The sequence below is a fragment of the Bradyrhizobium sp. SZCCHNS3016 genome (genome assembly GCF_032484535.1).
Classification (GTDB): domain Bacteria; phylum Pseudomonadota; class Alphaproteobacteria; order Rhizobiales; family Xanthobacteraceae; genus Bradyrhizobium.
In genome coordinates, this window is sequence record NZ_JAUETE010000001.1 from 630,413 (window position 1) to 645,461 (window position 15,049).

14 protein-coding genes and 1 pseudogene are annotated in these 15,049 nt (G+C 66.0%); 4 read left to right on the forward strand and 11 right to left on the reverse strand.

Annotation, left to right across the window (positions count from 1 at the left end):
• Nucleotides 1–180 precede the first annotated feature (180 nt).
• The 5 genes from QW881_RS02905 to QW881_RS02925 are packed head-to-tail and all read right to left on the reverse strand — an operon-like array spanning nucleotide 181 to nucleotide 4,147.
• The gene (locus QW881_RS02905) at nucleotides 181–948 is read right to left on the reverse strand and encodes an ABC transporter permease (protein ID WP_316158041.1); all 768 of its coding nucleotides are present in this window, start codon (nucleotides 946–948) and stop codon (nucleotides 181–183) included.
• Nucleotides 945–1,712, reverse strand: coding sequence for an ABC transporter permease (locus tag QW881_RS02910; RefSeq protein ID WP_315756278.1), 768 nt, complete (start codon nucleotides 1,710–1,712; stop codon nucleotides 945–947). The genes QW881_RS02905 and QW881_RS02910 overlap by 4 nt, the downstream gene beginning before the upstream one ends.
• Nucleotides 1,709–2,512, reverse strand: coding sequence for an ABC transporter ATP-binding protein (locus tag QW881_RS02915; protein WP_316158040.1), 804 nt, complete (start codon nucleotides 2,510–2,512; stop codon nucleotides 1,709–1,711). The genes QW881_RS02910 and QW881_RS02915 overlap by 4 nt, the downstream gene beginning before the upstream one ends.
• Nucleotide 2,513: 1 nt before the next feature.
• Complete coding sequence (locus QW881_RS02920) at nucleotides 2,514–3,212, reverse strand: GntR family transcriptional regulator (RefSeq protein WP_316158039.1); 699 nt, start codon at nucleotides 3,210–3,212, stop codon at nucleotides 2,514–2,516.
• On the reverse strand, nucleotides 3,212–4,147 hold the full coding sequence (locus tag QW881_RS02925; RefSeq protein WP_315756275.1) for an ABC transporter substrate-binding protein: 936 nt from the start codon (nucleotides 4,145–4,147) through the stop codon (nucleotides 3,212–3,214). Before QW881_RS02925 ends, QW881_RS02920 begins: the two co-directional genes overlap by 1 nt.
• A gap of 100 nt (nucleotides 4,148–4,247) precedes the next feature.
• Between QW881_RS02925 and QW881_RS02930 the strand changes: the two genes are divergently transcribed.
• On the forward strand, nucleotides 4,248–5,237 hold the full coding sequence (locus QW881_RS02930; protein WP_315756274.1) for a fumarylacetoacetate hydrolase family protein: 990 nt from the start codon (nucleotides 4,248–4,250) through the stop codon (nucleotides 5,235–5,237).
• Nucleotides 5,238–5,287: 50 nt separating this feature from the next.
• The gene (locus QW881_RS02935) at nucleotides 5,288–6,064 is read left to right on the forward strand and encodes a cyclase family protein (protein ID WP_315756273.1); all 777 of its coding nucleotides are present in this window, start codon (nucleotides 5,288–5,290) and stop codon (nucleotides 6,062–6,064) included.
• A gap of 270 nt (nucleotides 6,065–6,334) precedes the next feature.
• Here QW881_RS02935 and QW881_RS02940 read toward each other — a convergent pair whose 3' ends face one another.
• Both QW881_RS02940 and QW881_RS02945 read right to left on the reverse strand, forming a co-directional pair.
• Nucleotides 6,335–6,949: a heme-binding protein gene (locus tag QW881_RS02940; protein WP_315756272.1), complete on the reverse strand. Its 615-nt coding sequence runs from the start codon at nucleotides 6,947–6,949 to the stop codon at nucleotides 6,335–6,337.
• Between the two features lie 121 nt (nucleotides 6,950–7,070).
• Nucleotides 7,071–7,571 (reverse strand): STM3941 family protein, encoded by a 501-nt coding sequence (locus QW881_RS02945; protein ID WP_315756271.1) that lies wholly within the window; start codon nucleotides 7,569–7,571, stop codon nucleotides 7,071–7,073.
• A gap of 696 nt (nucleotides 7,572–8,267) precedes the next feature.
• Here QW881_RS02945 and QW881_RS02950 point away from each other — a divergent pair.
• Nucleotides 8,268–9,062 carry a fumarylacetoacetate hydrolase family protein gene (locus QW881_RS02950; protein ID WP_315756270.1) on the forward strand — a complete coding sequence of 265 codons (795 nt, stop codon included), beginning with the start codon at nucleotides 8,268–8,270 and terminating at the stop codon, nucleotides 9,060–9,062.
• Between the two features lie 355 nt (nucleotides 9,063–9,417).
• Nucleotides 9,418–10,899, forward strand: coding sequence for a cytochrome c oxidase accessory protein CcoG (ccoG, locus tag QW881_RS02955; protein WP_315756269.1), 1,482 nt, complete (start codon nucleotides 9,418–9,420; stop codon nucleotides 10,897–10,899).
• A gap of 8 nt (nucleotides 10,900–10,907) precedes the next feature.
• Here ccoG and QW881_RS02960 read toward each other — a convergent pair.
• The 4 genes and pseudogenes from QW881_RS02960 to gfa form a co-directional block, all read right to left on the reverse strand.
• A pseudogene (locus QW881_RS02960) lies at nucleotides 10,908–11,222 on the reverse strand (amidase); the annotation flags it as partial.
• Between the two features lie 114 nt (nucleotides 11,223–11,336).
• Entirely contained in the window at nucleotides 11,337–13,670 is a 2,334-nt protein-coding gene (locus tag QW881_RS02965; RefSeq protein ID WP_315756268.1) for a xanthine dehydrogenase family protein molybdopterin-binding subunit, read from the reverse strand.
• A gap of 2 nt (nucleotides 13,671–13,672) precedes the next feature.
• A complete protein-coding gene (locus QW881_RS02970) occupies nucleotides 13,673–14,125 on the reverse strand; it encodes a (2Fe-2S)-binding protein (RefSeq protein ID WP_315741262.1) in 453 nt (150 codons plus the stop codon).
• Nucleotides 14,126–14,485: 360 nt separating this feature from the next.
• Nucleotides 14,486–15,049: an S-(hydroxymethyl)glutathione synthase gene (gene gfa / locus QW881_RS02975; protein ID WP_315713222.1), complete on the reverse strand. Its 564-nt coding sequence runs from the start codon at nucleotides 15,047–15,049 to the stop codon at nucleotides 14,486–14,488.

Genomic DNA, 15,049 nt, shown 5'->3' on the forward strand with positions numbered 1-15,049 from the left:
CGTTTCCTCCCTGGACTTGGGCCGCCTGCACCTTGTGTGTCGGCGGCCTCTTTCTTTCAGGGGCGGGTCAGATGCTGGCTCCGCAATCGGAGCGATGGGCGGTCGGTCCAGTCGCGCTCCTGGAAGCCGGCTTGAGCGGCCTCCGGCAATATTTCACCGCGAACGCGCGCGACCTGAGCTTCACCGCCGCGCGTGCTGCCAGCGCAGCAGCCGGCTCTCGGCCGCGCCCATCGCGAGCGCGGTCATGTAGCCGATGATTCCGAGCAGCATCACGCCGGCAAACAGATCCGCCGAGCGGAACGAGCGCGCCGACAGCAGCACCCATTGGCCGAGGCCGTCGAGACCGGCGAGCATCTCGCAGACGACGGCGAGGATCAGCGCGACCGTGAGGCTCAACCGCATGCCGGCGAGGATGTCGGGTGCGGCCGATGGCAGCGCGATCTTGAAGATCACGGCGAGCCGCGACATGTGCAGCACCCGCGCGACTTCATAGAGTCGCGGCTCGACCGCGGCGAAGCCGTGGATCGTCCCGAGCAGCAGCGGCCACAGCGAGCCGAACGCGATCACGAACAGCGCCATGCCCTGGCTCAGTCCAAGAAAGGCGATGGCGACGGGAATGATCGCCGAGACCGGCAGCGGCCGCAGCAACTCCAGCATCGGCGCGACGTAGATGCGCATCGTCTTCGAGGAGCCGATCATGGCGCCGAGCGCGATGCCGGCGGCGGAGGCGAGCAGCCAGCCATAGGCCATATGCGTGAGGGTGCCCGTGAGCTTGGTCGGGAGATCGCCGCTGGTGAAGCCGTGCAGCAGCGCCGCCCAGGCGCGGTCGGGGCCGGGAAGAAACACCGGCGATATCAGGCGCTGATCGGCGGCGAGCTGCCACAGCGCGATGACGCCGGCAGCGACGGCGAAGCTGCCAAGGCGCCAGGCGATGTCAGACCATTTCATGCCTGCTCTCCCATGGCAGCCGCACGTCCGAACAAGCTCCGCTGTGCAGCCATCAGCACGGTGTTGAGAGCAAAACCCGTGACGCCGATCCAGACGAGATAGGCGAGCATCAGGTCCGGCCGCAGCGCCTGCTGCGCTGTCATGATGCCGGCCCCGAGGCCGAGCGGATTGATGGCGATCTCGACCGTGACGGCGACGATCAGCGCGATGCCGGCGGCGAGCCGGAACGCCAGGAAGATGCGGGGCAGGGCGGCGGGGATGACGATCTTCCTGATGCGATCGCGCTGCGTCAGCCGCAGCACGCGCGCCACCTCGATCAGCCGCGGCTCGATGCCGCCCACCGCGGCACGCGTCACGATCAGCACCGGCCAGACGCAGGCAAAGGCGACGATCGCGATCTCCATGCGATAGCCGAAGCCGAGCGCGATCAGCGCGATCGGCAGCAGCGCCACTGAAGGAATGGGCCTGATCGCCTCGATCGTGACCTCCATCAGCCGGTTGAAGATAGGCGACACGCCGAGCGCGATGCCCAGCACGAGGCCGATGGTGCCGCCGAGCGCGAGGCCGGCGAACACCGAGGCGAGCGTGTCGCGCGTCGCGGCCAGCAGCGAGCCGTCGGTCAGCGCGCCCAGCAAGGCGAGCGCGATCGCGCTCGGCGCCGCCAGCGAGTCGCTCTGCACGCCGGCGAGCCGCATCCAGGCCTCGAACACGAGCAGCGCCGCGAACGGCAGCAGGGCGGGCTTGATGCGATCCGGCATCGTCATTCGCTCGCCTTGATGAAGTCGAACAGCTCGCGCCGCAGCCGCAGGAACTCCGGATGCTCGCGCGTCGCCAACTGGTCGCGCGGCCGCGGCAGGTCGATCTGCATCGTGAGGCCGACGCGGCCGGGATGCGGCAGCAGGCCGACCACGCGGTCGCCGAGATAGATCGCTTCCTCCAGATCATGCGTGACGAACACGACGGTGGCGCCGGTCGCCGCCACCAGCGCCAGCATCTCGTCCTGCAGCCCCTGTCGCGTCATCGCGTCCAGCGCGCCGAACGGCTCATCCATCAGCAGCACCTTCGGATCCTGCGCGAGGCAGCGCGCGATCTGCAGCCGCTGCTGCATGCCGCCGGACATCTCCGTCGGGTACTTCGCGGCATGGCCGGCGAGCCCGACCTTGGCCAGCAGCTCGGCGATGCGCGCCTCGCGCTGAGCTGCGGGCATGCCGATCGTCTCCAGCGCCAGCGAGATGTTGCCGGCGGCGGTGCGCCACGGCAGCAGCGCCTTGCCATAGTCCTGGAACACGACCGCGATCTCGCGCCTGGGCGCGCGCATCGCCTCGCCTTCGAAGCGCACGCTGCCGCCGGTCGGCTGATACAGGCCGGCCGCGAGCCGCAGCGCCGTCGTCTTGCCGCAGCCGGAGGCGCCGACCACGCAAAGGATCTCGCCGGCGGCGACCCCGAGACTGATCGTATTGATGATCGCCTTGCCGCCGAGCACCAGCGCGACATTGTCGAACGCGATTTGCGCGCGCGCAGGCGAGGGAGATGATTGCACCAAAGCGAGGGCAGGCTCTGCCATCTCAGGCTCCCTTCGATTGGGGATAAACGATGTTGACCGTCGAACGCAGATGCGCGTCAAGCCGCGCTTGCGCCGCGGCGGCATCGCGCGCGAGCACGAGATCGGCCAGCGCCTCGTGCTCCCGGATGAAGCCGCCGCCGTCGTCGAAGCTGCGCATCATGACGCGGCGATAGCGATAGGCCTGGTCGTAGAGATCCGAATGAGCGGCGAGCAGGCGCCGTGATCCGCAGGCCCCCAGCAGCGCGGTGTGAAACGCCTTGTGCAAGCGATCGAACTCCGGCGCGCCTTCGCGGAACTCGCTCTGCATGCGCTGGATGTAACGGCGCATCTGATGGAGCGCGGCGATGATGCCGGCCTCCCATTGGTCGTCGCCGCTCTGCATCGCCAGCCGCAGCGCCTCTTTTTCAACGACAGTGCGCATGCGCGTGATGTCAATGAGATCGTCGCGGCTGACCTCGGCGACGCGAAAACCGCGCTGGCCGATGCCAACGATCAGGCCGCGCGATACCAGCCGCGACAGCCCCTCGCGCAGCGGCGTCGGCCCGATCTCGTAGCGCTTGGCAAGCTCGACGATCCCAAGCCGCGAGCCGGGGGCGAGGACGCCGGCGACGATGTCGCGCTCGATCAGCGCAGCGGCGCGCTCGCTGAGCGTGTCGCCGCTCGTCGGATCGGTCTGCAGGATCGGGTTCGTTGCCGTCATCAGTTGAGGATCAACTTCTTGAGATCGAGCTTGCTCTGCAGCATCTTCTGCGCCGACATCACGTCGATCCACCACGCCAGCTGCTCGGGCTTCAGCACCGGCTCGGCGTAGTTCGGCGCCGTCAGCTTGACCAGCTCCAGCGGTTGCTTGGTGAATTTGGCGATGGCGGCCGAGGCCTTCTCACGATCACTGTTCACGATCGGGGCGGCCTCCGCGATGGCGGCGCGGAATTTCTTCACCGTCTCCGGGTTCTTCTCGGCCCATTCGCGCGAGGCCGCATAGAAGATGATCGGCTCGGTGCGGGCGAGTTCGGCGGCGTAGCGCGCGCCGACCGTGCCGAGGCTGGCATTGGTCATGCGCGTCACGAACGGCTCGGCCGTCAGCACCGCATCGACGCCGCCGGACTTGATGGTGTCGGCCATGGTCGGAAACGTGACCTCGACGAAGTTGACGCTTCGTGGATCGACGCCCTTCTCGACCAGCCATTTCACGAACAGCACCTGAAGGAAGGCGCCGATGCCGGGGGCGCCGACCTTCTTGCCCTTGAAGTCCTGCGGCCCAGTGATGGTGATGCCGTTGCGCACGAAGGCGGCGACCGCATCGTTCGAGGTCTTGTTCATGATCGAGGCGCCGGAGATCGCGACGAGGTCGAGCCCACCGTCAGCGGCCTGGAGGAACACGGTCGAGGTCGGCCCGCCGATCTGGATCGAGTTGGAGAGGATGGCGGCGGGGATGTTCGAGTTGATCCCGATCAGCACCATCTCCACGTCGAGCCCGTGCTTCTTGAAGAGACCCTCATCGACCGCGACCATCGCCGAGGCGCAGTCCGAGGTGGCGGTGCAGCCGATCTGGATCTTCTCGGCGCGTGTCGCAGATGTGAGCACAAGCGTGGCCAGCACCGATCCGAGCGCAGCACTGATGATCCGATGACGCATCCTTGACTCCTCCCCCGGGCGCCCGTCTCTCGAACGCCTCTTGTTTATCGATATTTTCTATGTTTGTATATTTTCAGACAGAACACAAGGGGAGGCCAGCGTGAAACTTGCGACATTTCGGGCGGAAGGCGGGGAGCGGATCGGCGTCGTCCATGGCGGCGATTCCAAGCTTTTCGACCTCACCGCGGCCGCCGATCGCGCTGGCAAGAGCAATCCGGCGTTCGGCTCGATGCTGTCGTTGATCGATGCCGGCGAAGCCGCGCTCGACGCAGCACGCGCGCTGGTCGAGCGCCATGGCAGCGACGAAAGCCTCTCGCGCGACGTCGGCGGCACCGAACTGCTGGCCCCGGTGCCGGAGCCGCGGCAGATGCGCGACGGCATGTCGTTTCCGCTGCACATCCTGCAGGCGCCGCGCGGCCAGCGAAAGCTCGCGGCGCGGCAGCGCGGCGACGCGGAGGAGCTCGCGCGCATCGATGCCGAGCCGCTCGGCGAATTGCCCGAGGTCTATCGCAAGGTCCCGATCTTCTACATCACCAACCGCTTCAGCGTGCGTGGCCCCAACACGACGGTGAAATGGCCGCGCTACAGCAAGGTGATGGACTATGAGCTGGAGTTCGGCATCATCACCAGGGGCAAGGGCAAGGATATTCCGGCCGCGAAGGCGCGCGATCACATCTTCGGCTTCACGATCTTCAACGATTTCTCCGCGCGCGACACGCAGCGCATCGAGATGGACGGCCGGCTCGGCCCCTCCAAAGGCAAGAGCTTTGACGGCGGCAACGTGATGGGGCCGTGGATCGTGACCCCGGACGAGATTGGCGATCCCTATCGCCTGAAGATGGAGGCGCGGGTCAACGGCGAGGTCCGCTCGCGTGGCGTCAGCGAGGGCATGCTGTTTTCGTTCGAGGAGCTGATCGCCTATATCAGCAAGGACGAGACCCTGATGCCCGGCGAGTTCATCGGCTCGGGCACGGTCGGCAATGGCTGCGGTCTCGAACTCGGCTGGTATCTCGAACATGGCGACGTGATCGAGCTCGAGGTCGAGAAGATCGGCATCCTGAAGAACAAGGTCGAGCGGCAGGACGTCTGATCCTGCTGCTGACGACAACAACCAATAACGACAAAGAGAGAGGACCGCCCATGGCCCGCAGACTGATCGACATCTCCGTGCCCTTGCAGAACGACGTGCCCGCCGATCCGCCCGGCAATCATCCGACCATCACCTATATCGACCATCAGCAGGGCCTGCCGCGCATGCTGCAGTTCTTCGACGGGCTGAAAGCCGAGGATCTGCCGGACGGGCAGGGCTGGGCGGTCGAGCAGGTGAATCTTTCGACCCACAACGGCACGCATCTCGATGCGCCCTGGCATTTTCATCCGACGATGAATCGCGGCGAGCGCGCCTGGACCATCGACGAGGTGCCGCTGGAGTGGTGTCTGCAGCCGGGCGTGAAGCTCGACTTCCGTCGTTTCCCGGACGGCTACGTGGTGACCGCGAGGGATGTCGAGGATGAGCTCAAGCGCATCGGCCACACGCTGTCACCGCTCGAGATCGTCGTCGTCAATACCTCGGCCGGCGCGCGCTTCGGCCAGGCCAACTACGTCAATTCCGGTTGCGGCATGGGCTATGAGGCGACCATGTATCTGCTCGAGCGCGGCGTGCGCCTGACCGGCACCGACGGCTGGAGCTGGGACGCGCCGTTCGTGTTCACCGCGCAGAAATACGCCGAGACCCACGATGCCGCGCTGATCTGGGAAGGCCACAAGGCCGGCCGCCACATCGGCTATTGCCATCTGGAGAAGCTGCACAATCTGGAGCAACTGCCGTCGACGGGCTTCATGGTGTCGTGTTTCCCGGTCAAGATCGAGCGCGCCTCGGCCGGATGGACGCGGGCAGTGGCGATCATCGAGGGGTGAGGCGCCTAATCTCCGATTGAAGTCACGACATGGGTTCTGGCGCGTTTGATCTTCGCGTCATTCCAGGGCGGCGCGCGCTAGCGCGACGAGCCCGGAATCCATCGAGCCGCGCGACGTGCTGAAGGATGGATTCCGGGTTCGCGCTGCGCGCGCCCCGGAATGACCGAGGAGAGGACTCGGCAAAGCCAGAGAGGGAGCTCGTCGCGCGTCGTGGTGACAGTTGCGAGCCGACCTTGACTACAAAATCAGGCCGCTCTCTCTCATCTCGCTTTAGCAACTACACGCCAGCATGACCTCGTTCCGCCGCAGCATCGGCAGGGTCCAGGGCGGATTGTAGAACGCGAGCAGCGGCGATCCGGTGGCGGTCAGCCCCTTGCGCTGCGCGTAGTCACGCAGTTGGCGAGTCTTGTCAGCGATGATGCCGTCGGAGGTGGAGCCCGAAAAGGTGATCGCGACCATGCGCTGCGCAGACTGGGCCGTCAGCTTGATCCGGGCATCGGCCGGCGGCGGCAGAGTGTCGAGCGACCAGTTCGAGGGCATCACGAAGCTGATGCTCCAGCGGTCGCTGGCGACGCCATCGGCGGGCGCGATGGTGGCGCTGGCCTGCTGCTGCACCGGCGCGGTCATGGCGATCTTCGCCTTCGCCTGGTTAGCGCCGAAGATGTAGGCCCCGACAATGCGGAACCCTTCCTCGATGGCGGGCTTGCGCGCACCCTGCACCTCGGCCTGCGCGATGATCATCGGCGCATAGGCGCGGATCTCGAAGTCGCCGTCGCGCGAGACGACGTCGTATTTGGGTTGTTCGACCCGGCTCATGATCGGCCCCGCGGCGATGGCGGCGCCGGCCAGCGCGAGCACGACGATGCCGGTGAGCCAGAGCAGCATGCGGCGTCTCCCGGGTGGTGTCGGCTCGGTCATGGCGGTTGCCGTTTGGGTGGTGGAAACACAGAAACGAAGCGCACGCGCCCCCGGATCAGCAGACCGGCCTCTACGATGCTAACAGGTCTTAATCGCCCTGCTGCAACCAATGCGCGCGGGCTCTATTGAGCAGATCCGCGAGAGCTGCAGGTTGCATCTCCCATCCGCCGCCAAGCGTGCCGTCGGCGCCCGCAAGCGATCGGGCGACTTTAAAGAACCGCCCTTCCTTGTTGGAATTGCCCACGACGTCGTAGCCGATGAGCTGTTCTCTCGATCCCGGCGTGGGGGAGTACGGACGAAAGGCGTGCACGTCCTTCCATTTCAAGAGGCCGCTTCGGAACAGCGTATGCTGGGTGACGCCATCGGGAGTGAGGACCAAGCTGTCCGGACGAAAGATGCTCCACCCGACGAAGGGGATGCCGAGGCTGAAGAAGCCGATTCCGGCGTATCCGATGAGGTGATTGGCCTCAGGATCTTGGACCATGAAGAGGGCCGCCGCGAGCAGGGCGATACAGGCAAGTAACCCGAGCAGGGATTTCGACCGTGATGAATGGATCACGACCGGTGGCCGGTCAAGGCTCCCTTGCATTGTGAATCCCTCCGCATCCGGTGGGCTGCACCGTGCTTAGATGTCGTATGCCTGGCGCATGTTGAAAAAATCTTAAGTAGGACCGGAACTTTCGGTCGACAGTCCTTGGCAGCCTCAGTCGAAATTTCTCTTTCGTTTTATCGGAAAATGTGCTTATATCGCTTATCCCGCCTCATTCAGAGGGGCGTACGCGTCGTCACGATACGTTGAGGCGGGGAGCGGTGGCCGCGGGTCTGTCAGGCGCTTTTGCGCAAGACGACTGTCAGCTCGCGGACGTTCAAGCCGTGTGGTCCTGGCGCCCCGATGCTGGCGCCAAGCCTGTTGCCGACCTGACGGGTTGCGCAGGTGACGGGGGCAAACAAGCCGGTCCCCGGGGAGAGCTCGGAGCAGACGTTCACCCATCGTGCAGGGAAGGCCGGGTCTGTCCGGCTGAACCTGTGGTTCCTGCCGCCTGCATTTTTTCCGCAGGCGGGCCACGGGCCTCAGTCGAGGTCCGGCCTTCCCTGCGCCCTCGCGTTTCCGGCGAGGGTCTCGAGCATCGCTTCGGGCGCGTGTTGCGCTGCGAGAGCGACGGCGCGTGCGCGCATGGTGGCGCTGGCATACTGGATATGCTTATCAGTTGAGCGGGGCGCCGATGCTGGTGCGCCACCACCAACAAATCAGCCGGCCGCAACGGCTGATCCCAGGAGGAAACCCATGGCAGACACCTCACGCCGCGATCTTCTCGTCGCCGGCAGCGCCGCCGCAGCGGCTGCGATCATCACGGACACCTACCCTGCCGCGGCACAGGCCGGGCCGAAGCCGATCTTCGCCGTGCCGGCGACCACGATTCCGATCGCCGGCGAGCAGGGCGTCTTCCCCGTCCGCCGCATCTACTGCATCGGCCGCAACTACGCGGCGCATGCGATCGAGCGCGGCTCCGATCCGAACCGCGAGCCGCCGTTCTTCTTCCAGAAGCCGACCGACGCGATCCAGAACGTCGCGATCGGCGAGGTCGCCGATCATCCTTATCCGTCGCTGACCAAGAACTATCATCATGAGGTCGAACTGGTCGCGGCGCTGAAGTCCGGCGGCACCAACATTCCCGCCGAGTCCGCGCTCGATCATGTCTATGGCTACGCGCTCGGCCTCGACATGACCCGCCGTGACTTGCAGAACGGCATGGCCGCCGAGAAGAAGCCATGGGAGATCGGCAAGAGTTTTGATCATGCCGCCGTGCTCGGCCCGATCCATCCGGTGGCGAAGGTCGGCCACTTCACCAAGGGCGCGATCTCGCTCGCGGTCAACGGCACGGTCCGGCAGAACTCCGACCTGACCAAGATGATCTGGAACGTCGCCGAGCAGATCGCGAAACTGTCCGAGGCGTTCGAGCTGATGGCCGGCGACATCATCTATTCCGGCACGCCGGAGAATGTCGGCCCGGTCGTCAAGGGCGACGTGCTCTTGTGCAAGCTCGAGGGCCTGCCGGACATGTCGATCAAGATCGTTTGAGGAAGGGGCTGGATCACCCGTCGTGTGCAGCACGTTGACGCTGCCGATCGGAACGGAATTCGCCGCCGCAATGCCGGTACGCTCCTTCTCTCCGCACGCGGGGGAGAGGCGAGCAGCGAGCGTCGCTACGCGCGCTATCCAACAAGCGCAGCAGCCGCAGCCATCCCTCCGGATGCTGCGACTGCCGCCGTGGCGCTCGCGGCGCCGCGCCTCTCATCGCCTGTCGGACGGGAACTATCGTTGTTCCCGCGCAAACAGGCGCTGCCAGCCGTTCGCAAGTTTGTGGCCCGACAAAGAGCCGTCCGGCACCGCCGCCTATCGTTGCCCTGCATCAGCCGAGCGAACGAGGGCAGCCGTGGCCATCACCATCGAGATCGATCACGCCAGGACGCGGCGCATGGCGCAGGGCCAAGGCCAAAGCCAGGGCCAGGGTCAGGCCCGCGGCCCGGCACGGTCGTTGCGCAGCGCTGGCGGCCCGGTGGTTCCGCAGGGCGTCAAGGGGCCAATCCGGCGGCTGAAATGGCTGATTCTCGTTCTGACGCTCGCCGTCTACTACATCACGCCGTTCGTGCGCTGGAACCGCGGGCCGAATGCGCCGGGCCAAGCCGTGCTGCTCGATTTCGCCCACGGAAAGCTCTACCTTGGCCCCGCCGAGATCTGGCCGCAGGATCTCTATCTCATCACCGCGGCGATGCTGCTGGCGACGTTCATCCTCGTCCTGGTCAACGCGCTGGCCGGCCGCCTGTGGTGCGGCTTCGCCTGTCCGCAGACGGTGTGGACCGACCTGTTCCTGCTGGTCGAGCGCCTGGTCGAGGGCGACCGCCGGCAGCGGCTGAAGAACATCGGCGCGACGCTGACGGCGCGGCGCATCGCACAGATCGCCACCAAGCACGCGTTGTGGATGGCGATCGCGCTCGGCACCGGCGGCACCCTGATCTTCTACTTCACCGACGCGCCGGAGTTGCTGCGCGATCTCGTCCACGGCGAGATGTCGGCGACCGCGCTGACCTGGACCTTGGTGTTCGCCGGCACGACCTATGGCCTCGCCGGTTTCGCGCGCGAGCAGGTCTGCACCTTCATGTGCCCGTGGCCGCGTTTGCAGGGCGCGATCTGGGATACGGAAGCCTTCACGGTGAACTATCGCGATTATCGCGGCGAGACCCGGATGTCGGCGAAAAAGGCCGCCGAGGCGCGATCGCAGGGGTTGCCGGCCGGCGATTGCGTCGATTGTGGCGCCTGCGTCGCGGTCTGCCCGATCGGCATCGACATCCGCCAGGGGCCGAGCTTCGCCTGCATCAATTGCGGCCTCTGCGTCGATGCCTGCGACGGCGTGATGGCCAAGCTCGACCGTCCGCGCGGCCTGATCGACTACGAGAGCTGGCGCAACATCGAGCGTGGCCGTGTCGGCGAGCCGCGTGTCTCACGGCTGGTGCGGCCGAAGACGATCGGGCTTGCGCTGGCCTGCGTCGCTGTCGCCGGCGTGATCGCTGTTTCGTTCGTCACGAAGACCACCGCCGTGCTGTCGGTGCAGCACGATCGCGATCCGATGTCGGTGCGGCTGTCGGATGGCTCGGTGCGCAACGGCTACACGGTGAAGCTGCTCAACAAGTCGTCCGCCGTGCAGAGCTTCACGCTCGGCATCAGCGGCATCGATGCGGCGCTCGCCATCGTCGGTCATGCGGCGGCGGATGCGATCGAGGTCGAGCCGGACGGCTCAGAGGCGCTGCGGGTGACGCTGACCATGCCCGAGTCTGTGGATGCCGATGTGACCTTCCAGGCGGTCGATGCGAGCGGGCAGGTCGTGCTGACCGCGCATGACCGCTTCGTCAACCGGTAGAGGAGGGCTCAGAGATACGCCTTCGGCAGCAGCATGTGGATGCCCTTGTTGCCGTCGACCAGCTGGGTGACGCGCAGATTGCCGGCAAGCGAGCACAGCATGTAGGCCTGGTTGCGCGACAGGTTGGTGCGGGCGCAGACGTGCTTGACCATCTCGCGCACCGCCTGCTTGGCGGCGTCATCGAGATCCTCGTCGAGGCCGATCGACATCAGGTGGGTGGCGTTCTCGGCGAACGGCCAGGTGATGTCCATGTCCTTGCGCACGGTGAGGCGGAAGGTGCCGGTGACGCCGGTCTCCAGCGCGGTGATGCAGACCTCGCCGTCCGCCGTCATCGGCCGCTATGCCTCGGTGCGCTACGGGCGCTGACTGATCCTGCTTCTTCCGCTGGGATCACCGGCCGGATCGCTCCGGCCGATGATCTGCTGATTGCTGCAAGCTCAGGTCGCGAGCTGATTGCCGATCGGCAGCGCCCGCAGGCGCTTGCCGGTGGCGGCAAAGATCGCGTTGGCGAGCGCCGGCGCGAATGGCGGCACGCCCGGCTCGCCGACGCCGCTCGGCGGCGTGTCGGCATCAACGGGCACGATGTGCACGTTGGTGACCAGCGGTGCCTCGTCGATTCGGACCACCGGATGGTCGTCGAAGTTGCGCTGCTGCACCCGGCCGTTCTTGAAGCTGATCTCGCCATATTTGGCGAGGCTCAGCCCCATGATCGCGGCGCCTTCGAGCTGCGAGGCGATGCGCTCGGGGTTGACGAAGGTGCCGCAGTCGATCGCGGTGTCGACCTGATGCACCACGAGCTTGCCCTTGTCGTCGACCGACACCTCCACGATGGTGGCGATGTAGCTGACGAAGCTGCGATGCGCGGCGATGCCGAGACCGTGGCCCTTGGGCACCGAGCGGCCCCAATTGCCCTTCTCGGCCACGAACTCGACGACGCGGCGCAGCCGGCCGGTGTCGATCGGGTAGCTCTCGTAGGGCTCGCCGTAGTTCCAGAGATCCTTCACCGAGGCGAGCTTGAGCACGCGCGGGCTGCCGATCAGCTCGAGCAGCGTGTCCTTCTGGTCGCGTCCGGTGGCATGCGCGATCTCGCCGACCATCGATTGCACGGCGAAGGCGCGCGGGATGTTGGAGACCGAGCGGAACCAGCCGATGCGGGTCATCGCCTTGGCGGCGGGATTCTCACATTGGATGTTGGCGATCTCGAACGGCATGTCGACGAGGCCCATGCCGAGCTCGAACGGCGCGGCATGATCGGCGCCCGCCGCGAAGGTCGACAGAATGGTCGGCGCGACGCTGCGGTGGCGCCAGGCCACCACCTTGCCGCTCTTGTCGAGCCCAGCCTCGATGCGCTCCACCGACACCGTGTGCAGGAAATCGTGATGGAGGTCGTCATCACGCGTCCACTGCACCTTGACCGGCGCACCCAGCGTCTTCGACAGCAGGGCAGCCTCGAGCGCGAAGTCGCATTTGGACTTACGCCCGAACCCGCCGCCGAGCAGGGTGACGTTGACGGTCACGTTCTCCGGCGGGATCTGCAGCGTCTTGGCGACATCCTCGTGCGTGCCGCCGGGGCTCTGCACAGGCGCCCAGATTTCGGCCTTGTCGCCCTTGACGTCGGCGACCGCGACCGGCGGCTCCATGCTGGCATGGGCGAAATGCGGCAGGTAGTACTCGCCGGTGATCACCTTGTCGGCCGACTTCAGCGCGGCCTCGACGTCGCCTTCCTGGCGTACGACGAGGCCCGGCTGGCGCGCGGCGGCTTCGAGCTCGGCGCGATAGGCGACGGAGTCGTAAGCAGCATTGGCGCCGTCGTCCCACTCGACCTTGAGCACGTCGCGACCCTTGATCGCAGCGCCGGTGTTGCGCGCGATCACGGCGACGCCGCCGAGCGGCTGGAATTTCGACGGCCAGGGCCAGCCCTTGACCTCGATCACCTGCTCGACGCCGGGCACCTTCAGCGCCTCGGCCGGATCGAACGACTTGACCTTCCCGCCGGTGACCGGCGGCCGGGCGATGACCGCGTATTTCATGCCGGGCAGGCGGACGTCGGCGCCATAGCGCGCCTTGCCGACGGTGATGTCGCGCAGATCGACGATGCTGACCTGGCCCTTGCCGAGATAGCGGAAGTCCTTCGGCGACTTCAGCTGCACGGTGTCGACCGCAGGGACCGGCAGATTGGCTGCATCGGCCGCGAGCTCGCCGAAGCCGAGGCGGCGGCCGCTGGCGCTGTGCACGACCTCATGATTGACGGCTTTCACTTCGCTCGGCGGCACGCCGAGGCGCTTGGCCGCCGCGGCTTCGAGCATCGCCCGCGCCATGGCGCCGATCTGTCGCATCGGCAGCAGATAGTGCCGCGTGCTGCGCGAACCGTCGGTATCCTGGTTGCCGAACTTCACCTCGTCGCCGGGAGCCTGCACGACGCGCACGCGCGACCAGTCGGCTTCCATTTCCTCCGCCACGATCAGTGGCAGGCTGGTACGCACGCCCGTGCCCATCTCGGAGCGGTGGGCGAGGATCGACACGATGCCGTCGGGGGCGATCGAAACGAAAACCTTGGGATCGACCACGGTGCCGTGCGGCATCTTGCCGGCGCCGGTTTCATAGGCGGCAAACGCCGGGCGCGACAGCAAGGGAGCCGCGAGCACGAACCCGCCGGCGAGGCCCAGCGTCTGCAGGATGGTACGGCGCGAGACGTTCTCGACCTTGAGATGCCGCTCGAAGCCGCGGCGAGACGCAGACTTTGCGATGTCGGGATTTGCGATGATGTTCATGATCACACCCCCGTCGAGGCCAGATGGACCGCATTCTCGATGCGCTGATAGCAGCCGCAGCGGCAGATGTTGCCGGCCATCGCATCCCTGATCTGGTCATGCGACGGCTTGGGATTCTCGTTCAAGAGTGCGGCCGCCTGCATGATCTGCCCGGCCTGGCAGAAGCCGCATTGCGGCACGTTGACCTGCCGCCACGCCTTCTGCACGGGATGATCTCCGGTCGGATGCAGACCTTCGATGGTGGTGACCTCCCGTCCCGCGACATCCGACACGGCGGTGATGCAGGCGCGCGCCGCTTCCTTGTCGACTATCACGGTGCAGGCGCCGCACAGCGCCGCGCCGCACCCATATTTCGTTCCGGTCAAACCCAACTCGTCGCGCAGATACCACAGCAGCGGCAGGCTCGGATCGCCATCCCAGCTCTGCTCCTGTCCGTTGATTTTCACCTTGATCATGTTCGCCCTCGCTCTGTCGGACCAATGGTCGCTGGTTCTGATCGTTGGTGGACGCGCGCGGGACCACATGTCCTTACGTGCACGCGCCGGATCAATCGAGAGTTGTCGGAAAACGATTGATGATAGCAGACCGGGACAGGCATCGGTCTACACAGGCGCGTGTGTTGTCAGAGCAGACGAGCGCTGCGCGTGCAGCCCGCTGCAATGCAAATGCGGAACAATGGGCGTGCGCCGACAACAACGGCGGCCGCCAGACCAAAACGACGACAAAAAAAGAATGCCTCGCCAGCGTGGGGCAGGCGAGGCACCAAGTCTTCAGGAAGGAACGCTTCAGTTGGTACGCTTGGTACGTGGCGGCCGTCAGGCCGCCTTTGCTTTCGCCACGTGGGTGGCAATCGCATCCATCAGGGCCGGCGACAGGCAGTCATAGGGCTCGAGCCCCAGCTCCTTCAATCGCGCCCGAATCTCGCCCATCTGTTCCGGCTTCACGCCCGACTCGATCACCGAGGAGACGAAGGCCGCAAAGCCCGGCGCGGCCGAACCCTGCTCCTGGAACAGCTCGGGGTGAATGAAGTCGAGGCCGTAGAACGGGTGGCCCGTGTTCTCGATGCGGCCATACATATGCGTGCCGCAGCCGGTGCAGGCGTAGCGCTGGATGACGGCGGAGGGATCGACGATCTTGAGCTTGTCGCCGTTCTCCAGCACCGTGACGTTCTGCCGCGGCACCACTGCAACGACCGAGAAGGTCGCGCCGGAGGGCTTCCAGCATTTGGTGCAGCCGCACGCGTGGTTATGCGCGACATCGCCCTTGATGCCGACCTTGACCGGCCGGTCGTGGCATTTGCAGACCAGCGTGCCGCCGGCGAAATGGCCGCTTCCTTGTTTGACGCCGTTATCGACGGACGGATGGATGTGGACAGTCAT